The sequence below is a fragment of the Niabella ginsenosidivorans genome (assembly GCF_001654455.1).
In the GTDB taxonomy this organism is placed as follows: Bacteria; Bacteroidota; Bacteroidia; order Chitinophagales; family Chitinophagaceae; genus Niabella; species Niabella ginsenosidivorans.
Map to the genome: position 1 here is coordinate 3,919,987 of NZ_CP015772.1, position 26,412 is coordinate 3,946,398.

Annotated in this window: 25 protein-coding genes; 3 read left to right on the forward strand and 22 right to left on the reverse strand. The window is 44.5% G+C overall.

The window, feature by feature from the left end:
- Positions 1-31: 31 nt before the first annotated feature.
- Positions 32-418 carry an FtsB family cell division protein gene (locus tag A8C56_RS16445; RefSeq protein WP_067758367.1) on the forward strand — a complete coding sequence of 129 codons (387 nt, stop codon included), beginning with the start codon at positions 32-34 and terminating at the stop codon, positions 416-418.
- A 142-nt stretch (positions 419-560) separates the two neighbouring features.
- Here the strand turns inward: A8C56_RS16445 and A8C56_RS16450 are convergent, their stop codons facing one another.
- Both A8C56_RS16450 and A8C56_RS16455 read right to left on the reverse strand, forming a co-directional pair.
- Positions 561-1,406, reverse strand: coding sequence for a phosphatase PAP2 family protein (locus tag A8C56_RS16450; protein ID WP_067758369.1), 846 nt, complete (start codon positions 1,404-1,406; stop codon positions 561-563).
- Between the two features lie 250 nt (positions 1,407-1,656).
- Positions 1,657-4,038, reverse strand: coding sequence for a 3-hydroxyacyl-CoA dehydrogenase/enoyl-CoA hydratase family protein (locus tag A8C56_RS16455; RefSeq protein ID WP_067758371.1), 2,382 nt, complete (start codon positions 4,036-4,038; stop codon positions 1,657-1,659).
- A gap of 507 nt (positions 4,039-4,545) precedes the next feature.
- On the opposite strand from A8C56_RS16455, the gene A8C56_RS16460 reads away from it, so the two are divergent.
- Positions 4,546-5,460, forward strand: a complete 915-nt coding sequence (locus tag A8C56_RS16460) for an ABC transporter ATP-binding protein (protein WP_067758373.1) — start codon at positions 4,546-4,548, stop codon at positions 5,458-5,460.
- 23 nt (positions 5,461-5,483) lie between these two features.
- Positions 5,484-6,293, forward strand: coding sequence for an ABC transporter permease (locus A8C56_RS16465; RefSeq protein ID WP_067758375.1), 810 nt, complete (start codon positions 5,484-5,486; stop codon positions 6,291-6,293).
- Between the two features lie 158 nt (positions 6,294-6,451).
- On the opposite strand, the gene A8C56_RS16470 is transcribed toward A8C56_RS16465, so the two are convergent.
- From A8C56_RS16470 to A8C56_RS16565, 20 genes are all read right to left on the reverse strand, one after another.
- On the reverse strand, positions 6,452-7,396 hold the full coding sequence (locus A8C56_RS16470) for a TIGR01777 family oxidoreductase (RefSeq protein WP_067758376.1): 945 nt from the start codon (positions 7,394-7,396) through the stop codon (positions 6,452-6,454).
- A 73-nt stretch (positions 7,397-7,469) separates the two neighbouring features.
- Complete coding sequence (locus A8C56_RS24530) at positions 7,470-8,417, reverse strand: hypothetical protein (protein WP_067758379.1); 948 nt, start codon at positions 8,415-8,417, stop codon at positions 7,470-7,472.
- A gap of 141 nt (positions 8,418-8,558) precedes the next feature.
- Positions 8,559-9,389 (reverse strand): energy transducer TonB, encoded by an 831-nt coding sequence (locus A8C56_RS16480; RefSeq protein ID WP_067758382.1) that lies wholly within the window; start codon positions 9,387-9,389, stop codon positions 8,559-8,561.
- Positions 9,390-9,445: 56 nt separating this feature from the next.
- Positions 9,446-10,081, reverse strand: a complete 636-nt coding sequence (locus A8C56_RS16485; RefSeq protein ID WP_067758385.1) for an ExbD/TolR family protein — start codon at positions 10,079-10,081, stop codon at positions 9,446-9,448.
- Positions 10,082-10,127: 46 nt separating this feature from the next.
- Positions 10,128-10,781: an ExbD/TolR family protein gene (locus A8C56_RS16490; protein ID WP_067758388.1), complete on the reverse strand. Its 654-nt coding sequence runs from the start codon at positions 10,779-10,781 to the stop codon at positions 10,128-10,130.
- 71 nt (positions 10,782-10,852) lie between these two features.
- A complete protein-coding gene (locus A8C56_RS16495; RefSeq protein ID WP_067758391.1) occupies positions 10,853-11,707 on the reverse strand; it encodes a MotA/TolQ/ExbB proton channel family protein in 855 nt (284 codons plus the stop codon).
- Between the two features lie 228 nt (positions 11,708-11,935).
- Positions 11,936-13,216, reverse strand: a complete 1,281-nt coding sequence (locus tag A8C56_RS16500; protein ID WP_067758394.1) for an ABC transporter permease — start codon at positions 13,214-13,216, stop codon at positions 11,936-11,938.
- Between the two features lie 421 nt (positions 13,217-13,637).
- Positions 13,638-15,011 carry an NADH-quinone oxidoreductase subunit N gene (locus A8C56_RS16505; RefSeq protein ID WP_067758396.1) on the reverse strand — a complete coding sequence of 458 codons (1,374 nt, stop codon included), beginning with the start codon at positions 15,009-15,011 and terminating at the stop codon, positions 13,638-13,640.
- Between the two features lie 10 nt (positions 15,012-15,021).
- Complete coding sequence (locus tag A8C56_RS16510; RefSeq protein ID WP_067758398.1) at positions 15,022-16,500, reverse strand: complex I subunit 4 family protein; 1,479 nt, start codon at positions 16,498-16,500, stop codon at positions 15,022-15,024.
- A gap of 92 nt (positions 16,501-16,592) precedes the next feature.
- Positions 16,593-18,500 (reverse strand): NADH-quinone oxidoreductase subunit L, encoded by a 1,908-nt coding sequence (gene nuoL / locus A8C56_RS16515; RefSeq protein WP_179946947.1) that lies wholly within the window; start codon positions 18,498-18,500, stop codon positions 16,593-16,595.
- Positions 18,501-18,517: 17 nt separating this feature from the next.
- Positions 18,518-18,844: an NADH-quinone oxidoreductase subunit NuoK gene (gene nuoK, locus A8C56_RS16520; protein WP_067758400.1), complete on the reverse strand. Its 327-nt coding sequence runs from the start codon at positions 18,842-18,844 to the stop codon at positions 18,518-18,520.
- 45 nt (positions 18,845-18,889) lie between these two features.
- Complete coding sequence (locus A8C56_RS16525; protein ID WP_067758401.1) at positions 18,890-19,390, reverse strand: NADH-quinone oxidoreductase subunit J family protein; 501 nt, start codon at positions 19,388-19,390, stop codon at positions 18,890-18,892.
- 21 nt (positions 19,391-19,411) lie between these two features.
- Entirely contained in the window at positions 19,412-19,969 is a 558-nt protein-coding gene (gene nuoI, locus A8C56_RS16530; RefSeq protein ID WP_084490249.1) for an NADH-quinone oxidoreductase subunit NuoI, read from the reverse strand.
- Between the two features lie 78 nt (positions 19,970-20,047).
- Entirely contained in the window at positions 20,048-21,130 is a 1,083-nt protein-coding gene (gene nuoH / locus A8C56_RS16535; protein WP_179946948.1) for an NADH-quinone oxidoreductase subunit NuoH, read from the reverse strand.
- Positions 21,131-21,147: 17 nt separating this feature from the next.
- Positions 21,148-22,290 (reverse strand): 2Fe-2S iron-sulfur cluster-binding protein, encoded by a 1,143-nt coding sequence (locus tag A8C56_RS16540; RefSeq protein WP_067758406.1) that lies wholly within the window; start codon positions 22,288-22,290, stop codon positions 21,148-21,150.
- Between the two features lie 43 nt (positions 22,291-22,333).
- Complete coding sequence (locus tag A8C56_RS16545) at positions 22,334-22,612, reverse strand: GxxExxY protein (RefSeq protein WP_317041077.1); 279 nt, start codon at positions 22,610-22,612, stop codon at positions 22,334-22,336.
- A gap of 209 nt (positions 22,613-22,821) precedes the next feature.
- Entirely contained in the window at positions 22,822-24,186 is a 1,365-nt protein-coding gene (nuoF, locus tag A8C56_RS16550) for an NADH-quinone oxidoreductase subunit NuoF (RefSeq protein WP_067758409.1), read from the reverse strand.
- Positions 24,187-24,224: 38 nt separating this feature from the next.
- Complete coding sequence (locus A8C56_RS16555) at positions 24,225-24,647, reverse strand: VOC family protein (RefSeq protein WP_067758412.1); 423 nt, start codon at positions 24,645-24,647, stop codon at positions 24,225-24,227.
- A gap of 12 nt (positions 24,648-24,659) precedes the next feature.
- Positions 24,660-25,157, reverse strand: coding sequence for an NADH-quinone oxidoreductase subunit NuoE family protein (locus tag A8C56_RS16560; protein ID WP_218917194.1), 498 nt, complete (start codon positions 25,155-25,157; stop codon positions 24,660-24,662).
- 28 nt (positions 25,158-25,185) lie between these two features.
- Positions 25,186-26,406: an NADH-quinone oxidoreductase subunit D gene (locus tag A8C56_RS16565; protein WP_067758416.1), complete on the reverse strand. Its 1,221-nt coding sequence runs from the start codon at positions 26,404-26,406 to the stop codon at positions 25,186-25,188.
- Positions 26,407-26,412: the final 6 nt, after the last annotated feature.

Consider the following 26,412-nt stretch of genomic DNA (forward strand, 5'->3'; position numbering starts at 1 on the left):
ATCAGCATACCAGCACATCAGTACATTAATTATGGAAGAATTTGTTGACTTTGTCCCGGAAAAAGAACCTGTACAGGAAACCCTTCCCAAAAGGCCGCGGAAAGCGTTAAGTAAAATATCAAGGTTTTTAACCAATAAATTCTTTTTGGCAACCGTAGCCTTTTTAATGATCATGCTGTTCCTGGATAAGAATGACCTGTTCACCATCATGGAGCGCCGCAAGGAGCTGAATGACCTGGAATTGAGCAGGGACCATTACAGCAAAGAACTGCAGGATCTGCACAAGATCAAGAATGACCTGGAAACGGACCCGGCCACCATTGAAAAGCTGGCCCGGGAAAAGTACCTGATGAAGCGCGACAATGAAGATATCTTCCTCACAGAAGACAATAATACCAAATTAAAACAGGCAGAATAATTTTACTGTAAAAGAACATAAGAACATTCAAAAGGCTGTCCGCAGGTACGGACAGCCTTTTTTGTATCAGGACCCGGCATTATAAAACCATTGAGATGTTAAGGATCATGAAGGCTTACTGCTTCAAAAACTGTTTTTGAGATCAGCGCCACACTACTTCAAACCCTCTTTTCTTTACCCGGTTATTTTTAAAAACAGACCGGGTTACAAAGTAACCAAGCGCAGCGCCTATCCATACATCACTGCTCCAATGACGGTTGTGATAAATACGGCTGACCCCTGTCAGCCCCGCAATACCATAAGCGGCCCAGGGCACCCAGGGATGCTCTTTTCCAAAAGCTTCAGATACCGCAGTAGCAAGCGTTGTAACGGTTAGTGTATGTCCGGAGGGAAAGGAAGTATGCTGCGGGTCACTGGAAAAAGGTGCGTTAAAATCAAAATTATTATCAGTATAAGCAGGGCGGTTCCTCCGGCCTATTGTTTTGGACAGCAAATACAGAGAAGTAGATATGGCATAGGATTTAAAGGTGAGCAACGCTGCATTTTTTAATTCCTGGTTTTGGATAGCAGCCCCCATTACAAACATACCCGCCATTATATAAGGAGAATAGCGGTTCCCAAAGGGCTCCACAATACTGGCTACCCTGCCTGTAAAGCCATGCTGGTTACTTTGAACTATTTTTTTTATCTCCTTATCCGCCAGCATAAATGCGCCGGTTGTGCCCAGTACAATGCCCAGATTACGAAAATCCTTTTCCTGCCAGTGTGCAGGCCGGCTCACCACATAGGCCGCGTCAGAAAAAATGCTTTTGAAAAAAGTGCCGTTTAAATGATACTGGATCAGGCTGTCTTGTCCGGGCGGGGAATCTGTTGCCAACGTCCTGTCAGCCGGTGAACCGGGAGCAGCAGAAAATACCGTTACAGTATCGGCATTGCTTTGTAAAGCATCTTTTTGCAGGTAGCTGCTGTCCGTTTGTGCCCGGCACAAACAGGACCATGCTATAAAAAGCCAGCAGTAAAAAATAGTTTTAACAGCGTACAGATGAAACGTGTTTTTACAAAAATAGGGGAATGCAACTCAATCCAGCATACCTTAAATCCGTAAAAAATTATTCCTTTATTATTTGTCAATGATCCTAATAACCATTGTGTTTGAACATGGGTTCGCAGGTGGTACATTCACAACCGGGTAGTTGCAGCCCAATACCATTGTTTGAACATAACAGGGTCGTAAGCGCTTAATTCCTTACCGGCTTCCCGGTTTTGATCACACTTTGCAAACGCTCCAAAGTTTTCCGCTCCCCGCAAAGAGAAAGAAAATTCTGGCGCTCCAGGTCCAGCAGGTATTGCTCAGATACAATGGCCGGCTCACTCAGGTCGCCCCCGCACATTACATAGGCCAGTTTTTTAGCTACCAGGGCATCATGATCCGTTGCGTAATTCCCTTTTTGCATTCCGTTAATACCTGCCAGCAAGGCGCCCAGCGCGCTGCGCCCCAAAACTTTTATATCCGTTCTTGGAACAGGCGCTATATACCCGTTATCATATAATTCAATCACGCTGCGTTTGGCTTCAGCAATCCGCCGGTCCTGGTTCATCACTACCTCATCAGTACCCTTCCTGTAATACCCCAGGTTAAACGCTTCCAGGGCCGACGTAGCAACCTTAGCTGTTGCAACAGTAAAAAAACGGTTCTGCAACGGGATGTTTTCCGGTTCACCCTGTTGCATTTCGTCGGAAGCGCGCAACGCGAACTCTTTGGTACCGCCGCCGCCGGGTATAAGCCCTACTCCCAGCTCTACCAGACCGGTATAGGTTTCTGCCGCCGCAAAAACCTTGTCTGCATGCAGGCTCAATTCACAGCCGCCCCCCAACGCTAATCCATGCGGTGCTACCACAACCGGTACGGATGCATACCGGGCCCGCAAAGTAGTGTTCTGGAACAAACGTACGGCCATATCCAGTTCATCATATTCCTGCTCTATGGCCAGCATAAAGATCATGCCCACATTAGCGCCTGCAGAAAAGTTGGTGCCTTCGTTCGCAATCACCAGGCCCTTAAATCCTTTTTCAGCCTTTTCAATAGCCGTTTGTATACCGGTCAATACATCTCCGCCAATAGTGCCCATTTTGGTATTCCACTGCAGGCCCAGCACATCGTCGCCAATATCGTATACCCTGCAACTGTTGTTTTTCCAAACCGTTTTGTTGCCATAGTTGCTTAAAATAATAAAAGCATCGCTGCCCGGCAGTAGTTTGTAGCTTTTACTTGCCGGGTCATAAGCTTTCCGTTTACCGTTTTCAACAATGTAAAACGTTTTGTTACCGGCTGCCAGCATTTCATCTACCCAATCAGCTACTGAATAACCAGCCGCTTTCATTGCTTCCACTGTTTTGGCAACGCTCACCGCGTCCCAGCTTTCAAAAGCGCCTATTTCCCACCCGAAGCCGGCTTTCATGGCATCATCCAGGCGGTAGAGCTCATCGCTGATCTCGGGAATACGGTGGCTGACATAAGAGAACAGGCCATAATGGAATTGCCTGTAAAATTCTCCCGCCTTATCCTTGCCGGCCATCAGCATTTTTAATTTTGAAGGCAGGTCTTCCATCAGCTTTGCGGCATCAATGCTGCCGAATTTTGGTTTTTGCCGTGGCTCATATTCAAACGTTTTCAGGTTCAGCACCAATATCTCTGAAACGCCTTTATCATTTTTGATCTTCTTAAAAAATCCCTGGCCGGTCTTATCTCCCAGCCATTTACGGGCAACCAACTGGTTCAGCCATTCCGGGATCTTAAAGATCTGCCTTGCCTCATCAGCCGGGCAGTTTTCGTAGACACCGTTGGCTACCTTTACCAGGGTATCGATGCCTACCACATCAGCAGTACGGAAAGTGGCCGATTTAGGCCTTCCGATCACCGGGCCGGTTAATGCGTCAATTTCATCAATGCCCAGCCCCAGCTGATCCATCAGGGAAAACAGGTACATGATGCTAAAGACCCCGATCCGGTTAGCGATAAAGGCTGGTGTATCCTTGCACAACACGGTTGTTTTGCCAAGCATCCGGTCCCCAAAGTCCAGCAGAAAATCGATCACTTCTTTATCCGTTTCCGGTGTGGGTATAATTTCAAGCAGACGCAAATAACGTGGCGGATTAAAAAAATGCGTTCCGCAGAAATGTTTCTTAAAATCCTCACCCCGCCCTTCTGCCATCAGATGAATAGGTATGCCCGATGTATTAGAAGTGATCAGTGTTCCGGGCTTCCGGTATTGCTCTGCTTTTTCAAAGAGCTGTTGTTTGATATCCAGCCGCTCCACTACTGCTTCAATGACCCAGTCACAACCGGAAATATCCTTCAGGTCATCATCGAAATTACCGGTGGTGATTTTTTGTACCACCGCTTTGGTATACACTGGCGACGGGTTGCTTTTTATTGCAGCCACCAACGCGTCATTTACAATTTTATTTTTATTATACGGTTGCCCTTCCCCACCGGCAGGCACAGGAGAAGCTATGTCCAGCAGCAGCACCGGAATACCTGCTCCTGCAAAATGACACGCAATCCGGCTCCCCATAACACCACTTCCCAAAACGGCAACCCTCTTTATAACCCTTTTCATCTGTTTATTTTTATGTTTAATAATATCAGGCAGGATGCTGCATAAAACTCCGTTATTACCGGTACCTGGAATCTTATGCCTTATTTCATATAACTGCTTTAAAATTAGTTAGCTAAACAACTATCTACTGTGAAGATAAGTATAAAAAAAACGATTTACAATAGCAGATCGTCGGGTTCTTTTTCATCTCCGGCGCCGCAGCGCCTGCAAAATGCAGCTGTCCTGTTCCCGGGAAAGCTTCCATTACAGAGAGCGGTCTGCTCTTATTCTGCCCTGTTTTATATATTAATCGTCTGGAATGCAATACCCGTAAAGGTTTCAACCAAGTGCCCGGTAATCGTTGCCCGGCAGATGCGCCTGTATGTTTTATTCCGGAACCCGTTCGTTCCGGTCTTTTAAAATTGCAAACAACAGCTTGCGGTATAAAAAAAGCTTGTTCACCGATTTTATTTCTTGCGCCCGATCAATAAATAATACATTTGAAACAATAAAACGGGAAGATCATCCATGAGCGTATTAACCACCACTGGGCTTTCAAAAAACTACAGGGCCGTTCAGGCCCTTTATCAGGTCAGCATTAACGTTCCCAAGGGAGCTGTTTACGGGATCCTTGGGCCGAACGGAAGCGGCAAAACCACCCTGTTAGGAATAGTGATGGATGTATTGAAAGCTACTGCAGGCTCCTATTTATGGAACGGGAAGGAAGGCAGTGAGGTGCAGCGCAAACAAATAGGTACACTGCTGGAAACGCCCAATTTCTATCCTTATCTGAGTGCTGAACGCAACCTGGAAATTGCGGCAGCTATAAAAGGCTGCGACAAAAAGGATATCCCGCGCGTATTAAAGCTGGTGAATCTTTATGAGCGGAGGGATGCAGCATTCAGCACTTATTCGCTGGGTATGAAACAACGGCTGGCCATTGCGTCCGCATTGTTAGGCGATCCGGAGATCATTGTTTTTGATGAGCCGACTAATGGACTGGACCCTGCCGGTATTGCTGAGATCCGGCAGCTCATTTTACAATTGCACAGATCCGGCAAAACTATTATTATGGCCAGTCATATACTGGATGAAGTGGAAAAAGTATGCACGCATGTAACCATTATCCAAAAAGGGATCGTAAAAGCAAGCGGTACAGTTGCAGAAGTGCTGCATTCGGATGGTGAGCAAGCCGCCATTATAATCACTATCGCTGCTGATGACCTGCAGTTGCTCCAGGCGGTCGTTGCGCAAATGCAGGGCATAAAAGAGGTGCTACCGCAACAGGATCATTTAAAGATTATAGGAGATCCATCCATAACACCCGGGGCCGTTAACCAGTTCTGTTTTGAAAAAGGGATTCTTTTAAACCACCTGTCCTTACAAAAGAAGAACCTGGAAGCACGTTTTCTTGAAATAACCGGTACCACCAGCGACTGTTAATCATTAATTGTAATACATTTTTTATGGTACAACTTTTCAAAACGGAGTGGCTCAAAATAAAAAGCTATCGAACTTTCTGGATATTGTTTGCATCGTTCTTTGTTTTTCTTCCGTTCACCTTTTTAATGACGGCCGACCGTTTTATGCGCCAGTTCGAGGGCAAAAGTATGGAGGCGGAAATGATCAAGCGGCTGATGAACGCCCCGTTTACATTTCCCAACGTCTGGCATGGAGCCGCCTGGTTCGGAGGGCTATTTTTTATTATCATCGGTATGCTGTTCATTCTGCTGATTACCCATGAAGTACAGTACAAAACACACCGGCAGAATATTATTGACGGCTGGAGCCGCATGGATTTTATTGCCGCCAAGGGAACTGTATTATTATTTTTTGTGATCACTGCTACCATTATGGTATTTCTTACCGGGCTGCTTTGCGGCCTGGTCTTTACGCCAGATCTTTCTTCCGTTGCAATCTTTGAAGGCTTTCACTATATAGGTTATTATGCGCTGATGGCCACTCAATATCTCGTTGTAGCATTTATAATAGCCATCCTTATAAAAAGGACCGGATTGGCGATTGTCATTTATTTTGCGTACGTCTTTATTATTGACAACCTGCTATGGCTGGCATTAACCTTTCGTAAGGGCCAGGCCGGTTATTTTTTGCCACTGGAAAGCACCGACTCATTAATACCCAACCCGTTCAAGCCGGGCATTATTGAAACCCGTACGGTTTCTGACCTGAGCCTGATAATTACGGCGGTACTCTATGGTGTTGTGATGCTATATATTGTTATCCGGTATTATAAAAATGCAGATCTTAAAAATTAACTCCCGGAAAGCAACAACCTAATAATCCATAATGAACCAGGATCAAAAAATAATGAATTCACTTCCGGTTCGTACAAGCACCATAACCGCTAATTCAAAAGCGGAAGCACCATTTTTGTGTGTTGCCGGGCAATTTTAATAAAATTGATCCCAACCTGTTATCCGTATCTATTGCCCTTTATAAGATCCTGCAAAGCCGGCTCAATTTCTGCAAACCGGAACTGAAACCCCATATCCATTACTTTGCGGGCGCTTACAGTAGCGCTTTTCAGCACTTCAGTGCTCATTTCTCCAAGCACCAGTTTCAGCGCCCATGAAGGTATATGTATTTTCATAAATGATTTGCCATACATTTCCCTTGCAAGTGTCAGCATGAATGCTTCATTGGAAACCGGCTGCGGGGCAACGGCATTGTACGCGCCTGTAAAGGCCTCATTTTCCAATGCGGTCATATACAGGTTGGCAAGATCATCAATATGAATCCAGCTGACCATTTGCTTTCCGTGTCCAAGAACAGCAGCCAGCTTCATTTTAAGCGGCTTTTTAAATTCAGCCAGCGCTCCGCCTTCATTGCTCAGCACAATCCCGGTTCGCAGGTACACGGTTCTTACTCCTGCCTTTAAAAGCGGTTGGGTACTCCGCTCCCACTCATAGCAAACTGCTCCCAAAAAATCACCGGCAGGCGGCTGCTCTTCTTTAAATGGTGCCGGATCGGGCACCTGTGGGTCAGCGCCATACCAGCCAATAGCAGAGGCACTGATAAATGCTTTTACCTGATGGGAGTTTTGCAGCAGGTATTCAGAAATCAAAAGCCCGCTTTCAGTACGGCTGCTCAGAATCTCCTGTTTACGTTTTACAGACCAGCGCTTATCTGCCACACCTGCGCCTGCTAAATGAATGACAGCATCAGCACCGGATAATATCTTTTCATCCAGTTCCCCGGCATTAATGTTCCAATAAGAATACAGGCGCCCTCTTTCAGTCTTTTTGTCTTTTGCCTTGTCCCGGGTAAACACAATTACTTTATAGCCCTTCTGAAGCAGCTTTTTTATTACCACCCTTCCAACCAGCCCTGTACCGCCTGTAACAACTATCGTTTGCATAACCAGCTATTCTTCAATTAAAAACCCGTTCCAATTTTATTGAAACGGGTTGCGAACATTATTCATTCCAAAACTATTTTTTCCTGGACCCGCCCAACGGTTTTTTCGGCAATGGTGCAGTGCCCCCTTTTCCCTGGATAGGATCATTATGCCCGTGAAAAGGGTCATGAGGTTTTTCTTTAAACTCATCCGGTACCGGGTCTCCTTTTTCTTCAGGCAACAGAATAACGGTTTCTTCCACAAAGGTTATTGGCTCTTCCTGGTCTTCAGGGAAATCATCATCTTCTTCCTCTTGATCCTCATTCATTATTTCATCAACAGTGCTTTCATCCACATGAGCTACCTCGCTTAATTCAGAAGGTTCCATTACAGGGGCAGCAATAATCGGCTCTTCAAAATCGGTAACCGATGTCTGCAATGTATCGGCTATTGTTAAATTATCCTGAGGTGCCGGCGCTTTCTTTTTAGAAACTGCTTTTTTAGTAGCCGCTTTTTTTAAGGGTGCCTTTTTTCGTGGTGTTACAGCTTTTTTAGAAGCGGTCTTCTTTACCGGTACCGTCTTTTTAGGTGCGGCTTTCTTTGACGCAACCTTCTTTGAGGCAGTTTTTTTAGCAGGAACCGCCGTTTTCTTGGCTGTTACCTTTGCACCGGCTTTTTTAGCAACCATCTTTTTTGCAGGCCCCGTTGTTTTAGCTTTTGCTCCGTTTTTTGACGGTGCAGTTTTTTGGGAAACAGACTTTGCTTTTGCTTTCTTCGCGTTTTTATCACCATTTGCTTTTTTAGCCTTTGGCAGCGCCGCCTTTTTCAATTTATCTTTTTTCTTTCCTGAAGATTTTTTGCTACCGGTCGTCATTGCTGTTTTCTTCAGCTTTTTTAGATCCGCTTTTTTAGAAGACTTTTTAGATTCAGCTTTTTTAGTGCTTTCTTTTTTAGACCTGGTCTTTTTTCCGGTGTCTTTTTTAGCACCCGTCTTTTTTGAGGAATTTTCCTTTTTTGATGCCGCTTTTTTTTGCTTTGCCATAATAGCAAGTTTTAAAATGAATAATAAGATTCTCTAAAACTTATAAAAAATAGCCCAATAATTATACCATTAAAAATAAAAAAAGATCTTCACTAAAATGAAGATCTTCTGATAAACTTTTTTATAACCCGTTAAAGTTGGTTAATTTTCCTGAACCTGGAAGGTGATCGGTTGCTTACGGTAGGCTTTCACCTGGCGGCCGTTCTGGATGGCCGGTTTCCATTTACCTGATCTTTTAATTACACGTACTGCCTCATCACCCATACCATAACCCGGATCTTTTAACACCTTTACATCGCTCACATTTCCCTGAACATCCACTACAAACTGTACAATTACCTGGTAACTGCCCGGGGCGGCACCATTATCAACAGGAACTTCGCCGCGTAAATTGGTTTGAAGATACCTGGGCCAGTCACCCGGATATTCGGCATCTTTTTCCACTTTTGTAAAGATTTCCGGCTCTTTTTCCACCGGTTTTGTTTCCACGATCCCTTTACCGCCGTCAACACCTGCCGGGGGCACTACAACACCCAGGTCTTTAACACCTGCCTGATCAATAGTCCCGATCTTGGTTTCTTTCAATTCTTCCTGAACGGGAGGCGGTTGTTTTACTTCCTCATCTTTTACGATTTTAGGAGGTGTAAACGCCTTTGTTTCAATTTTGGGCGGTGGCTCCTGTTTGGGTGGGGGAGGTGGTGGCGGAGGAGGTGGTTCTTTCTTTTCCTCCGGCTGATCTATTTTCTGAATTGTAACCTCCTCCATTTTTACTTTTTGGGGAGCATTGGACTTCATTTTGCTTTGCAATATCACCAAACCCGCAATGACTATAGCGGCTATAACCGTTATAACCAATGCTTTCCAGATACGTTTATTGTAAGTGCGCCGTAGCTCGTAAGCTCCGTAATCCTTATTACGCCCTTCAAAAACAATATCCAGAAGATCTGAAGATAAAATTTTATTGGCTTCCATTATTCAATTACTTTTTTATTATGATGCATGAATCTAAAAATTCCATAAAGGAATTTTTATTTGGCCGGCGGTGTAGCAGGCGTAGCTGCTGCGCCACCTCCCGACAATTTTACTGCGTCCAACTCGGTTGGGAAAGGTTTCACTAATGCATAACGGGCTACCTTATTGATGGTCATTTCATCCAGTATATCCACAACATTTTTATAAGTTGCGTCATCTGTTGGTTTAATTACCACGAAGAAATCCTTTTGTTTACAATCATCAATTGATTTGCCTTTTGCTTTAGCTTCCTGCTCACATGCGGGGTCCTGCACATAGTGGGAAATGACTTCCTTCTTTTTACGGATAATCTCGTCTCTGATATCCTTGTAGGTAGCACTTTTAAAGTTGGCCCCTGTAGGATCCATCTCACCCTCATAATAGAAAATCTTATTATCATTGGCCAGGATGATGCTCAATGAACCGGATTGCTTGATCTTGGTTTCCTCATCTTTCTTGTCAGTATCTTTCGGCATGTTCAAATCCATTGTAGTGGGATTGCTCATGGTTGCCGTAAAAATAAAGAAGGTAATCAACAGGAATCCCAGATCCACCATGGGGGTCATGTCCACTCTCGTGCTCAGCTTTTTGGCCTTCTTGACCCCGGGGCCTTTCTTATGTCCGTCATCACCGCCAGTATCTAAACTTGCCATATTTAACTATTTTAACTACACAGGTAGTGTGATTTAAAAATTTTATTTATTTCCCTCTTAAACGATCCAGATACAGCTCTGTTCCCTGTGGGGCATCCGTTGGCATGGTAACCAGGTTGTATTTCTGCTCATCATTCCTTTTCATAGCATCTACCAACGCGCTGAAAGTGGGGTATTTGGATACATTATCTCCCTTTACCAGGTATTTCAACGGCTCGCCGGTAAATGCCCATTTTGCAGCACCTATCCAGTAAACCAGCTCATTATGAGCCGAGTCCAGCACCGGAATACCATCCTGTTTTACCTTGGCCTGCTCAGCAGGAGCAAGGGCAAGAAAGCTTTTCAGCTTGTTGAAGGGCATTCCCAGCATCATTCCATCTGAATAATGTGTTAGATCTCCATCCGTAATAGTTACCCCTGCACGTTTTGCCGCTTCCTTTATGATGTCTTTTCCTTTCTGCACATCGGATTTGGACATAATACTGAAATACACTTTGTTATCTTTATCAATGCTCATCATAACCGCATTGTTATCTGGCATTGTCTGAGAAGATACAGAGTTCGGAGTTTCAATGGGAACTGGCTCAGCCGGTTTGAATTTCGTTGCCATGATAAAGAAGGACAGGATCAGGAATGCCACATCCACAAAGGGTGTCATATCCGTATCTGTTGACTTCTTTTGTATTTTTGCTTTTGCCATTATTGACTTTATTTTGATATAAGACTAAAAATCTGTTTTATTCCACAAAAATCCCCGCCCGCTTGTATAAATTATTTATACAGGGAAGCGAATGATTGGGTCAATGTGAAACCAGATTCGTCAATACCATAAGTAATGCTATCAATACGGGTAGTAAGCATATTATAGAAAATCAGGGCCAGGGCTGAAGTACCGATACCTAATGCCGTGTTATACAGGGCCTCGGAGATACCTACCGCTAATTCTGATGAGTTACCGCCACCGCTTTCACCCAGGTTGGCAAAAGAGCGGATCATACCCATTACTGTACCTAATAACGCAATCAATGTACCGGTAGAAACGATTGTTGAAAGGAATACCAGATTTTTCTGAAGCATTGGCAGTTCCAGGGCAGTAGCTTCTTCTACTTCTTTCTGGATGGCGGCAATTTTTTGATCTGTATCCAGCCCTGTTTCGTTGATCATTTCTTTATAACGGCGCAGGCCGGCTTTCATTACATTACCTACAGAGCCTTTTTGTTTATCGCATTCTGCGATAGCTGCATCTACATTTTTGTTAGCCAGGTGATATTGCACCTTGCGCACAAAATTATTAATGTTACCAGTACCCAATGCTTTTGCAATGGTCAGGAATCTTTCAATAGCAAATACGATTACCATTAACAACATACCGATCAGTAACGGTACGATAATACCACCTTCATAGATTCTGTGGAATTGTCCGATGGGGCCTTTATGATTGGGCCAGAAGCCACCATTTTTGTCTGGCTGTGCAAATCCACTATCAGCACCAATTACAAAACGCCAAATACAATACCCGGCAATAATACACAAAATAGGCGCTACCCACGAAATCAGGTTGCTGCTTTTTTTAGGTTGAACAGAAGTAGTAGCCTTTACGGGCTTCGCTTGATTTGTCTCAGCCATGATCTTAGTTTTTTAGTTTTTAAATATTGAACAAGTTTTATTTGCGTGTACAATTCTAACAAAAAAAATCAAACAACAAAATTTTTCGTCATTATTTTTTTTGATCGTTTGAAGATAGTTTTTTTTTACGATTCATCAAAAAAAACCGCAAAATGCTAACAGTTCTCTATGTATTGTCCGTTCCGGTTTTTAAATATATAACAAGCCGGTTCAATCGCAATCCATTCATTATTCATACCGTAAAGCCTCTATGGGATTTAGTTTGCCGGCCTTTACGGCGGGGTATATGCCTGCGGCCAGTCCAACAATTGTACAAATGACAATACCATAGATGACCCAATCCCATGGAACAACAAAACCGGTTTTTAACAGCAGTGAAAAAAGATTGCCAATAATAATGCCCAGCAGAATTCCCAGCAACGCTCCAAGCACGCTGATGATCATGGCCTCTAATAAAAACTGCATTTTTACGGACCTTTTTTTGCCTCCCAGGGCTTTCACAAGACCTACCTCTTTTGTCCTTTCGGAAACAGCGACCAGCATAATGTTCATTAACCCGATAGCGGCACCTAATAATGTTATAACGCCAATAACGATGGCGGCCCAGCGAATGAACCGCAATACGTTCATAAGGGTTTGAACGGTGCTGTCACTTTTATCAAGAACAAAGTTGCTGTCCTCCGTAATGCTGTTCTTCCGGATGGAGCGGAACAGAATTTCCGCCTCGCCCATTGCTGCATCCAGTTGCTTTATGTCATTGACTTTAACGGCTACAATATAGGAGGCATTGGGATTGCCAAAATTCCGGCTCCAGTTATTATATCCTATAAAGGCCATATTGTCCCGGCTAAAGCCAAATGTAGCGCCTTTGGGCTCCAGTATTCCCAACACTGTATAGGGTATATTATTGATCCTCACTTTGGTATTCAAGCCCTTATCTACCGCCTCGCCAAAAAACAGTTTGGCAACATCAAACCCGAGCAGGCAAAGGTTCTGCCCGTTGCTGATTTCCGCTGCCGTCAGGTTCCTGCCATAGAGGATCCTGAAGGAATTCAGGTTCAGGTACGCTTCATCACCTGCCAGTAATGATACGTTGGGATTGGTCTTTTTCTGATCAAAGGATAGCACATTGCTGCCTCCTCCAAAGATGGAGATACCGGATTCTGCGCCCGGAAAGTGATAGTTATTAACAAAGTATTCTGCCTGCTCTTTCGTAATAGCCTTGTTAAGATTGGACTGCTTTTCTTTTTTTCCTTTTTTGGAAACGGTTAACCCGCTGCCCCTGTTATTTCCAAAATTTGCATTCCGCTCCTTAAAGCGGATTGTAAACCCGTTGGCGCCCATTGAGGAGAAGCTTTCTGTAAATTTCTGGTTCATGGCTTTTATAGCAGTAATAATACCTACCAATGCCATAATTCCAAATGCAATGATGGTTACGGTAAGCCCGGTACGCAGCCTGTTACTCCTTACAGTACGAAATGCAAGCAGCAATGTATCAATAAATTTCACCTTGCTAAGTTATACCATTTCTGATTTAAAAATGATACGGTTGCCTGCGGCATGATATGGGAATGGCATTTAATTCAGACCAAAAAGTTTCCGTAAAGCCACCCTGGCATCCGGAAAAACAGGGGTGAAAAGTTTGTTCAGGTCTGCAACAGATTTCACTTTTGTATAATAACTGCTGCCGAAGCACTGCGCGTTGATCGTCCCTGGCAAGCCCGTTCGTCCGGAGTTTTGATTCTGCATCCGGGGCCTGTTAATGATAAGCAGATAAGTTGTTGAAAATGAGTCTAAATAAAGTATACCAACCGGATCCGGCGTCTGCGCACAGTACCTGCTATGGAACCCGGGCCTGAAAAAGCAAACAGCGTGGTAAGAAATTACTGCCGAAAATTGTGGCCGGCACCCGATAAATATCCGGGGCTGGCTAAAAATAGAGGTAACTGAACACGATATTGGGGAACAGACCTATGAGCACTACCAGTATACAAATAGCTATCAGCACCCCTTTTTCAAAGGAAGATATTCCTGTAAAATTATCAGGCCCGTCTTTAAAATACATTGCCTGTATCACCCTGAAGTAATAATAGGCGCTTACCGCCGCCATCAGCACGCCAAAGATCACCAGCCACAGATAGCCACCCGATTGTATAACAGCCTTCAGCATATAAAATTTTGCCAGGAACCCTGCCGTCATCGGAATACCGGCCAGGGATAACATATATATGGTAACACACAGTGCAACGAGCGGATGGTGTTTTGCAAGGCCGTTGAAGCCATCAAAAGAATAATCGGTCATCTTGCTGACCACGCCAAATACGCCTATTGTGGCAAGGCAATAAGCCAGGGAATAAATCAGCAACCCTTCATAAGAGGTCTCATTCATTGCTACCAGGGCAAACAGCATAAAGCCAGCCTGAGAAATACTGGAATAAGCCAACATACGCTTTACGCTTTGCTGGAACACAGCGGTAATGTTTCCTATAAAAAGCGTAAGGGCTGCCAATACTGCCATCCACACTTTCCATTGCAGTGTCAGTTGATTAAACGCAGTGTAGAACAGATGGATGAACCCGATAAAGATGCCCACCTTTACAATAGTTGCCATAAAGGAGGTAAATACATTGGGTGCACCGTCATAAACATCCGGCGTCCAGAAATGAAAGGGAGCTATTGAAACTTTAAAGCACATGGAGAACAGCAGCATGAGCATTCCTGCGGTAAGCAAATGCGATTTCATTAGCTGCGCCAGGTTCATTTTTTCGATATCAAAAGTGCCGGTTGCGCCATAGATCAGTGCAATGCCCATCAACATAATACCGGTAGAAAAGGAGCCCATCAGGAAATACTTTAATGCGGCCTCATTGCTCTTCAGGTCTTTCTTTGCCGATCCGGTTAAGATATACAATGGTATGGAAATAATTTCTATGCCTATAAAAAGGATCAGCAGGCTGGTAAAAGAAGTTACCAGGAAAATGCCGGAAAGAATAAAGAAGAGCAACGCAAAATATTCTGCATAATGATCACCTACTTTCTGCATATCCTTTGATGAGATCAAAAAGAAAACAAGCGTTGCGAAAATTGCAATGGAATTAAAAAACAGCGAATAGCTGTTAAAAGCCATAAACCCGGATGTATTAATTGAAAAGAAATGCACTCCCTTTGATTCCAGAACATTGGCTATAAGCAGAAGGATGGCTCCGGCAATCGCCAACACACGCACCGGCGCTTTTGTCTTTGACAAAAAACTGGTGAACATCATCACTACACCTAATAAACCTGATATTATTACTGCGTTCATATCTTTTCTCTTAATGCTTCTTTAATAAATAAAGCACATCTGAATGTTTTAAAATGGATTGACTGATCTGATCGAATGAATGTAACAGCGGTTGCGGGTAAACGCCTATAATTAAAATAGCGCCCACAATAATTGCCAGAACGGCTTTTTCATGAAAGGTGATATCGGTTCCCTTTTCCGTTAATGCATTGGTGTTACCAAAAAACACCCTGCGCCCCATATTCAGCGTATATACCGCACCCAGAATGATCCCCAGGCCAGCAGTAGCCATTAAGGGAATACCGTATTGTGTAACTCCTGAGCTCAGGATACCATTGAACATCATGAACTCGCCGATAAATGCGTTGGTCAGCGGTAAAGCAATATTGGCAAAAGCAATGATTACAAAAAAGAAAGCAAGCGCCGGAGCTTTTTGTGCAATACCGCCCAAGTCAGACATTTTGGTGGTGCCAAATTTGCGTTCGATGACCGCCACGATCATCCACATTCCCAGAATATTGATCCCGTGAGAGAACATTTGTATCAGAGTGCCCTGCAGGGCGCTTTTGTCTTCTGCAAATACAGCCAGACACATCAGCCCGATGTGGGCAATAGATGAATAGGCCACCAGCCGCTTCATATCGTTTTGCCGCAGGGCTATTAATGATGCATAAACAATCCCGGTTACAGCCATGGTAGACACAGTATCTCCCCAGCTATAGGAGGCAACCGGTAATACCGGCAACAGCCATCGTAATAGCCCCATCACTCCCATTTTTACCATTAATGCGCTTAAAACCATTGTGCCGGCGATGGGCGCCTGCTGATAAGTATCCGGCTGCCAGGTATGAAAAGGAAATACAGGCATTTTTACGGCAAAGGCCACAAAGAATAACCAAAAAAGCCATCCCTGCTCTTTAGGAGCAAGCCCTGTATTATAGAATGCAGTAATATCAAATGAATTGCCCGCCGTTTTTGAAGAAATATACAAGATACCTACCAGCATTAACAGCGAACCAATGAACGTATAAATAAAGAATTTAAAAGTGACCGCAATACGCTTTTCGCCTCCCCATTGAGAACAGATAAAATAAACAGGGATCAAGGCCAGCTCCCAGAAAAAATAGAAAAGCAGCGCATCCATTGCAAGGAATACCCCCATCATCCCTGCCTGTGCCAGCAACATCAGTCCAAAAAAATTGTTTATCTTTTTATAGGCAGTCGTCCAGGTAGAAAGAAAAATAACAGGGTACGATAATGCTGTCAGCATACAAAGCATAATGCCCATACCATCGCCGCCAAGAGAAAAGCTGCTATTGAGCAAACCCATCCATTGGGCTTTGAAGGTCCAGCTATCCGGGGTGCTATATACGGCTACTCCCAGTATGGCAATAATGAATGTTATAATAGCTGACAGCAATGACCAGGTACGAACCTGCTCTTCCCTCTTTATACAAAAAGTAACCAGTCCGCTCACTAAAGGCACCAGTATCAACAACAATGCGATCATATTTCAGTATTCAGATTTTCAGTATTCAGTCCCGATAACTATCGGGATCAGTGTTCAGATGTAAGATCTCTTCTATTCCTATTCAATGCCTGTTACTTCCTTAAAAAAAACTGTACAATAAAAATCAGTACCATTCCCAGCACCATCATGAGAATATACGCTCCGGTTTGCCCACTCTGCAACCAACGCAACTGGCGGCCACCATAGCGCACCAGTTTTCCCACTCCGTTTACAATACCGTCTATTACCTTTTTATCAAATACATTATTTAAAAAAGTACCAAAAGCATTAACAGGTTTTACAATGATCGCATCATACAATTCATCAACATACCATTTGTTCTCCAGTATTTTTCCAAGACCTGTAGCCTCTTCCAGATCCGGTTTTCTGGAAAACCGGCTCCAGGCAAATGCCACTACAATAATTACCAATACAGATGAGAGCCCTGCCAGCAACCATTCTGTACTGTGCGTTGCTTCATGAACAGGTAACAGGGCATAAGAATCCTTAAAAACAGGTTGTAAGAACCCGGCCAGGGAGTGCGCCCCCTGTGCCATAAATTCCGGAATACCCACAAACCCGCCGATCACAGAGAGAATGGCAAGCAGAATGAGCGGAACCGTAATGGCAGCAGGGCTTTCATGTAAATGATGCTCCTGCTCTTTTGTTCCGCGGAATTGACCATTAAAGGTGGTTGCATACAGCCGGAACATATAGAACGCAGTCATTAAAGCACCGGCTAAACCCAAAACATACAGAACGGGTGATTTAGCAAAGGCACCGGCCAGGATCTCATCTTTAGAAAAGAATCCTGAAAAACCGGGAATGCCTGCAATGGCAAAACATCCGATCAGGAAAGTAATATTGGTCACTTTCATATATTTTGCAAGTCCGCCCATCTTACGCATATCCTGCTCGCCCCCCATTGCATGGATCACGCTGCCGCTTCCCAGGAACAGCAATGCTTTAAAGAAGGCATGCGTCATTACATGGAAAACGGCTGCTACATAAGCACCGCTTCCTATAGCAAGGAACATGTAGCCTAACTGGCTTACAGTTGAATAGGCCAGCACTTTTTTAATATCATTCTGCTTCAACGCAATGGAAGCAGCCAACAACGCAGTAGCAATACCAATAACCGCAATTGCGTTTAATGTTGCAGGGGCCATGGAAAACATCAGGTTACTGCGTGCAATCATATAGATACCCGCGGTAACCATTGTAGCTGCATGGATCAAAGCGGATACCGGTGTTGGCCCTGCCATGGCATCCGGCAGCCAGGTGTACAGGGGGATCTGTGCACTTTTACCGGTGGCACCAACAAACAGCAGCAGGGTAATGGCCGTGATTTCCTTAGTTGAGAATTTTGCCAGTGAAGCATTGGTAAAAACCTCGCTGAATGTGGTAGTGCCCAGCCTGTTGATCAGCATGAATAAGGCCACCAGGAAAGCAAGGTCGCCAATACGGTTCATAATAAAAGCCTTGTTTGCTGCCCGGGCATATTCATCCCTTTTAAACCAAAAGCCGATCAGCAGGTAAGAACAAAGACCAACCCCTTCCCAGCCGATAAACATGATGACAAAATTAGCTCCCATTACCAGCAGCAGCATGGAAAATACAAACAGGTTCAGGTAAGCGAAGTACCTTCCAAAATGTTCCGGTTTTTCATCATGCATATAAGAGGTGGAATACACATGTATCAGAAACCCAACACCTGTAATGATCAGCAGCCATATGACAGATAGCTGGTCGATCTGGAACGCAAAGGGTATTTTTAAATTACCTACATTAATAAAAGGAAAATATTCAGCGGTATGTGTATTGCCGGCGCGTACCTGAAAAAAAGCCCAAAGGCTTATGGCAAACGAAACCAGGATTACACCGCTTCCAATAACCCCTGTAGCGCCTTTGGACAGGCTTTTTCTTCCCAGCCCGTTTATTAAACAGCCTATTAATGGTAACAACGGAATTAAATAAACGATATCTAACACATTCTTCATAATAAAACGGGATCCTGTTAATGTTTCAACCTGTTTAAGAAATTAATATTTATCGAGTGCACATTTCGGTACATCATTACAATAATAGCCAGCCCCACGCTTACCTCTGCGGCGGCTACCACCATAATAAAGAATACAAACAGCTGACCATCTGTTCCTGTAACAGCCGCAGCTCCTTTGGCTATATGGTGCATTTTTGAAAAAGCAACGAGTAACAGGTTTACAGCATTCAGCATCAGCTCAATGCACATAAAAACAATAATGGCGTTCCTGCGCGTTAAAACCCCCACCACACCAATTGCAAACAAACAAAGTGCAAGGGTTATGTAATAATTTACTGGCATTTCAGTTTTCAGTTTTCAGCTATCAGTATTAATATTTATTATTCCTTATTCTTTTTTCCCAATAACTACTGCTCCCACCATGGCACTTAAAAATAAAATGCTGGCGATCTCAAACGGGATAACGAAAGTAGTAAACAGCTCATGCCCGAGGTTCTTTACCAACCCGATATTACCGGTACCCATTTCTACAAGGTTCTTTTTTACTTCCGTATTTCTCAAAGCAGCTACCAGCACCAGGAACAGGCACCCTCCTGCAATGGCGCCTACGATCTGCATCCATTTATTTTTTAACGTTTCTGTTGCTTTGCTTAAATTCATTAACATGATCACAAAAAGAAAGAGCACCATAATGGCACCCGCATAAACAATAATGTTTACAATAGCCAGAAACTGTGCATTCATTAAAATATAATGACCGGAAATGGCAAAGAAAGTTATGATCAGCCCCAGGACACTATACACGGGGTTCTTGCTGGTAATGACCATCAGTGCGCTGCCGATTGCGATCACTGTAAGTATCCAAAATAAAAGCTGTGTTATATTCATTTTGATCTTTAATTAGAGCTTCTAAACTTCTTCCTTTTCTCTTTTAATGGTTCCCAGTGCCTTTTTATAGCCTTCAGGATCTGTAACGGGGTTGGGGATCAACAGATCCTCTTTTTTATAAATAAACCCTTTGCGGGTGTAATTAGACGGGGTAAAGGTTTGAGAAAGATAAATGGCATCTTTGGGGCAGGCTTCTTCGCAATAACCGCAAAAGATGCAGCGCAGCATATTGATCTCATAACGGGCTGCATATTTTTCTTCGCGGTACAGGTTTTCTTCTCCCTCCTGCCTTTCTGCTGCTTCCATTGTAATGGCTTCTGCCGGGCACGCAACGGCGCAAAGGCCGCAGGCAGTGCATCGTTCACGCCCTTCTTCATCCCGGTTCAGGATATGAAGCCCGCGAAACACTTTACTGAAGGGCCTCTGTTCTTCGGGGTACTGGATGGTCACTTTCTTTTTAAAAAAGTGCTTCAGCGTAATCGCCATCCCTTTAAAAATATTCACCAGGTAGCTGCGCTCCACCCAGTTCATCGGTCTTCGATCAACGGGTTTGCTTCTGTTTGTTAATTGTACGCCCATACCTTTATTAATTGTTTAACTTCTTTTAATTTCTTGTTTCCGAACTCAATTCACTATTGTCGATCTATCTCACACTGCTTACTTCTTCAGCCATAATACCACCAATGCTGTAATGATCATATTCAGCAATGCCAGCGGTATCAGGCGTTTCCAGCCCAGATGCATTAGCTGGTCAAAACGGAAGCGCGGAATGGTCCAGCGGATCCACATGAACACAAATACAAAAATCAGCGCTTTCAGAAATAAACAGAGGAACGTCAGCACAGCCACCCAATTCCCGCCTATCTGCATGGCCAGCTTTGCCTCATTTACAAACGGGATATCATAACCTCCAAAATAAAGCGTGGACATAATAACACCGCTTATAAACATATTGATATATTCGGCAAACAGGTAAAATCCAAGTTTCATACTGGAATACTCCTGATGATAGCCAAAATTCAGTTCGTTTTCTGCTTCAGCAAGGTCAAACGGAGTACGGTTGCACTCAGCTAGCGCACAGATAAAAAAGATCAGGAATCCCAGTATCTGCCAGCCGCCGCCAAAGATATTCCAACTGGCCAGGTCACCTAATGCACCGCCCCGCTGCGCATCAACAATAGCGCTCATTTGCAGGGAACCGGTAAGCATCAGTATTGCAATCAGGGACATCCCCATTGCCAGCTCGTAAGAGACCATTTGCGAAGCGCCGCGAATGGCTGCCAGTAAGGAGAACTTATTATTAGAGGCCCATCCGCCCAACATGATGCCATATACTCCCAGGCTTACCACACCAAAAACGTAAAGGATGCCAATATTTACATCGGCTACCTGAAGCGGCACCATACGCTCACCGATCTTTACAGCTGTTCCCCAGGGAATAACCGCGCTGGTAAGCAACGCCGTAATCATGGCCAGCATCGGTCCCAGTATGAATAAAAACCGGGAAGAGGCCAAGGGAATGATTTCCTCCTTAAAAAAGAGCTTGCCGCCGTCTGCAAGTGGCTGCAAAAGCCCAAAAGGGCCTGCCCTGTTAGGACCGATACGATCCTGGATAAAAGCCGCCACCTTTCTTTCGCCATATGTAGCATACATGGCTACCACCATTGACAGCGTAATAATAAGCGCGATCAGCACCAATTTCTCAATAATAAAAAACCAATCAATAGCCAGTAGATACATATTTAAAAAATAGCTTGTTAATCTTTTCGTTCTTCAATTAATTTCTTCTTATTGAACACATCGCCGGTAGCGGGGCCAGGAATTTTGCTCAGATCAATATCCGGGTCATTCACATCGCTTACGCTGTGAATATCCATTAATAATTTTGGTGCATGCCCCATTACTTCACCGATCGTTTCCTTGGGCATATCCAGCACTTCATAGTGATTGGCGCCAATTACAGAGCCGCGTGCTACTTTTGTTGGCCCTTCAATTACCCAATCTTTCACATCTTTCTTTTCAAAACGGCATTCATTGCAAATCCAGCCGGTTTTACCATCTTCAGCGGGTAAAATCTCACCCCATTGATCTTTACGTGCCGTTACCCGCAATACTTCGTGACCACGTGCCCACAACGTTACCTTTCCGCAGCAGGTTGGGCAATCACGATGCGCATCTACAGGTTTTGTAAACCATACCCTGTTCTTGAACCGGAATGTTTTATCCGTTAACGCGCCCACAGGGCATACATCAATGACATTACCGATAAATTCATTATCCAGTGATTTTTCGATATAGGTGGCGATCTCCGCATGGTCTCCGCGATCCAGCACTCCATGCTGGCGTTTGCTGGTTAACTGGTCTGCCGTAAACACGCAACGGTAACAAAGAATACAGCGCGTCATGTGCAGCTGAATGTATTTGCCCAGGTTGTGCTTTTTAAACGTACGTCTTTTAAATTCATACCGGGTGCCGCTTTTACCATTCTCATAGCTCAGATCCTGCAATTTGCATTCACCGGCCTGGTCACAAATAGGGCAATCCAGCGGGTGGTTGATGAGGAGGAATTCCACAACGCTGTTACGGGCAGCAATAACCCTTTCACTGGTAATATTCTTTACCTCCATGCCATCCATAACAGTAGTACGGCAACTGGCTACCAGCTTTGGCATAGGGCGCGGATCCTTTTCTGATCCCTTGCTTACCTCTACCAGGCAGGTACGGCATTTACCGCCACTGCCCTGCAGCGGGGTATAGTAGCACATGGCCGGGGGCGCCACTTCACCACCAATAAATCTTGCTGCCTGCAAAATGGTGGTGCCAGGGGGCACTTCTATTGTAATATTATCAATAGTTACCTTAAAGTTTGCAGGTGGTTGTTGTTTTACTTCGTCCGCCATATTTATTTCTCGCAGCGACCACAGCAAAGCAGCGGCGCGGCTTTTATAGTTTATTCACAATTCTTTTTATCCCATCTTTTAACAGGCTTACATTAAAATTGACTAAAATACCAGGTTTCAGATTGGTCAATTTCAGATAAGTAAGTACCTGTTTATAATGCACATCTGCAACAGCCTCTATACTTTTTAATTCGAACAACACTTTTTCATAAACAATAAGGTCTGCTCTAAACCCTACTTGCATTCTGAGTCCTTCATGAATAACAGGAATTCCATGTTGTCTTTTAAATGGAATACCGGCCTTTGTCAATTCATAACACAATATCTCTTCATATACGCTCTCAAATAATCCGGGCCGTATTGCCTGTGCATTTTAAAACAAAGATCTAAAACTCCGGTGGCTATATCATTTTCGGTTAACATCTACTGGTTGATCCACAACTGCAATAAAAGAGATACATTTATTAAACCCTTTATTCAATCTTTTCTTTACCGCGATCGCTATTCCATTGCGTCGTTGCGAGAAATGCACTACACCGCTACAGGCTCCGGTACCGGCAGCGGATCTGCATAATGGGCCAGCCCATAATTCCTTTGCTGCGCTTCTTCCGGGTGGGTAACGTGCCATTCAAACTCATCACGGAAATGCCTGATGGCTGCTGCAACAGGCCAGGCTGCCGCATCGCCCAGCGGGCAGATCGTATTTCCCTCTATTTTACTCTGTATATCCCACAACAGGTCAATGTCGCTCATTTTGCCATGCCCCTGATCCAGCCGCAGTAATAATTTTTCCATCCAGCCGGTCCCTTCCCGGCAGGGAGAGCATTGCCCGCAACTTTCATGACGATAAAAACGCGCTAACGTATACGTGTGCTTTACCACGCACTGATCCTCATCAAATACGATGAAACCACCGCTGCCCATCATGGTTCCGGTTGCAAAACCTCCGTCAGAAAGACTTTCATAATTCATCATCCGCTGCTCGCCTTTTGCGGTCTTGAGCAAAAGATTCGCAGGCAGGATAGGCACCGAAGATCCACCTGGTATACAGGCTTTCAGGCGCTTGCCATTCTTTATGCCGCCGCACCATTCATCGCTGTAAATAAATTCCTCAACGGAAATGGTCATGTCTATTTCGTAAACACCGGGCTTATTGATATTACCGCAGGCCGATATTAATTTAGTACCGGTAGACCGGCCCACACCAATTTTCGCATACTCCTCACCTCCCATATTCATAATGGGCACAACGGCTGCCAGTGTTTCTACGTTATTGACCACCGTTGGCCGATCCCAGGCCCCTTTAACAGCAGGAAAAGGAGGTTTGATACGCGGATTGCCACGCTTTCCTTCCAGTGATTCAATCAACGCGGTCTCTTCTCCGCAGATATAGGCGCCGGCACCTCTCTGAACATAGATCTCACAATCAAAACCGGAATTCAGGATATTCTTTCCCAGGAAACCATTGGCTTTTGCCTCTGCTATAGCCTGCTCCAGGATATCAGGGATCCAGGCATATTCCCCGCGGATATAAATATAGGTGGTATTGGAACCCAGTGCATAACTGGAAACGATCAATCCTTCAATGAGCAGATGCGGGATAAACTCCATCAGGTAACGGTCTTTAAAGGTTCCCGGTTCGCTTTCATCTGCATTGCACACCAGATGGCGGGGAACGCCTTCCGGCTTTGCTATAAAACTCCACTTCATACCTGTCGGGAACCCGGCACCGCCGCGCCCCCGGAGGCCGCTTTTCTTTACTTCCTCCACCACGTCTTCCGGAGCCATTTTTAAGGCTTTTTCAACACTTCTGTAACCTCCGTTCTTCCGGTAGGTGTCAAAATACCTGATCCCTTCTATATGTGCGTTTTCTAAAAGTAGTTTTATACTGCTCATTATTCTTTATCCTTTTCAAAAGTTAAATTGCCATACAATTAACTTTTTGGCTTATCGTAGTTAAACATCCAGCTGATCCCGAACCGGTCTGTTACCATACCAAATTTAGCGCCCCAAAAGGTATCCTGTAATGGCATGGTTATAGTGCCTCCCGCTGCCAGCGCCTCAAAGGTTTGAGTAATGGATGCTTCGTCTGTAAAATTCAGCGCCAGGCTTATATTGGTTCCACTGGTAACCGGTTCTGCGCCTGGCGCACAATCACTCACCATAAAATTCAATTCACCGGCGCTAAACAATGCATGCATAATTTTATCCTTATGCGCATCCGGGCTTGGAAAATCAGCCTGCGCTTCTCCGAAGGTTTGTTTGTGCACCACCTGCCCGCCCAGCGCAGCTGCGTAAAAATCCAATGCTTCTGCAGCATTGCCGTTAAAATTCAGATATGGAGTAATTACCTGCATTGTACTTTATTATTAATTCGATGCCGAAGCATTATTCCTGCATTCGGCAATAATTGCATCCACTTTTTCTTTTGTAAGGTGCTCTTTATAATATTTGCCCATCTGCATCATAGGTGCATAGCCACACGCACCCAGGCATTCCGCCGTTTTCAGGGTAAACAGTCCGTCTTCCGTTGTTTCCCCCGGTTTTATATTCAGTTTTTCCCCGATATAGGCAATGATATCATCGCTTCCCTGGATCATACAGGGACCGGTCTGGCACACTTCAAAAACATATTTGCCAACCGGTTTCAGGTTGTACATCGTATAAAAAGTTGCCACCTCGTATACTTCAATCGGTTCAATCTTTAAAAGCGATGCCACATAGTCCATCGTTTCAGTGCTCAGCCATCCAAACGCTTCCTGGGCCAGGTGCAATACCGGCAGCAGGGCGCTTTTCTGCCTGCCTTCCGGATACCGGGCAATGATCTGGCTCACTTTTTCCAACTGTTCCTGAGAAAACTCTATCATTGTTTCATTCATCAATTATAAAATCTGTTTATGCATCCATTTCTCCTGCTATCAGGTTCATGGATGACATTACTACAATAGCATCGCTCAGCATGGCCCCGGTTACCATTTCGGCATATGCCTGGTAATAAATAAAACAGGGCCTTCTGAAATGCAGCCGGTAGGGCGTGCGGCCGCCATCGCTTATAAAATAAAAACCCAGCTCTCCGTTGGCTCCTTCTACTGCATTATAAACCTCCCCCGGAGGCATATCTATTTCACCCATAATGATCTTGAAGTGCCAGATCAGGGCTTCCATTTTTGTATAAACATCCTTTTTGGGAGGCAGGTAATATTCCGGAATATCAGCATGGTACTCGGTGGCCTCTCCTCCTTTCAGGTTGCCGAGCTTTTGCATGGCCTGTTCAATGATGCGCAGGCTTTGCCACATTTCATTGTTGCGCACCAGGAACCGGTCGTAAGAATCCCCCTTTGACCCTACGGGAATATCAAACTCAAACTCCTCGTAGCTGCTGTAAGGAGCTGTTACCCGAACATCATAATCCACACCGGCGGCCCGCAGGTTAGGGCCGGTAAACCCATAATTCAATGCCCGTTCTGCGGAAATAGGGCCTGCGCCTATTGTGCGGTCCATAAAGATCCGGTTGCGGGTAAACAGGTCTTCAAATTCCTTCAGCACAGCGGGATATTCTTTTAAAAACCGTTCAATTTTTTCAAAAGCGGCATTGCTGAAATCTCTTTCAAAACCGCCGATACGGCCAATATTAGTGGTAAGGCGGGAACCGCAGATCTCTTCGTAGATCTCATACACCAGTTCCCGGTACTGCATTACGTACAGGAAGCCGGTATAAGCGCCGGAATCTACGCCCATAATGGAATTACAGATCAGGTGATCCGTAATACGCGCCAGTTCCATAATAATAATCCGCAGATAATCCACGCGTTTGGGCACCTGTACCTTTAATAATTTTTCGCAGGTAAGGTGCCAGCCGATATTATTAATTGGAGCAGAACAATAATTTAAACGATCTGTAAGCGGGGTGATCTGGTATAAGGGCCTGCGTTCGGCTATTTTTTCAAAAGCCCGGTGAATATAGCCAACGGTTGAATCTGCCGAAACAATCTTTTCTCCATCCAGTTCAATAATGTTCTGGAATACACCGTGCGTTGCCGGGTGCGTAGGGCCCAGGTTTAGTGTAGTTGTTTGTTTTTCTATACTGCCACTGGGCAATAAAACATGATCACTCATAATCTA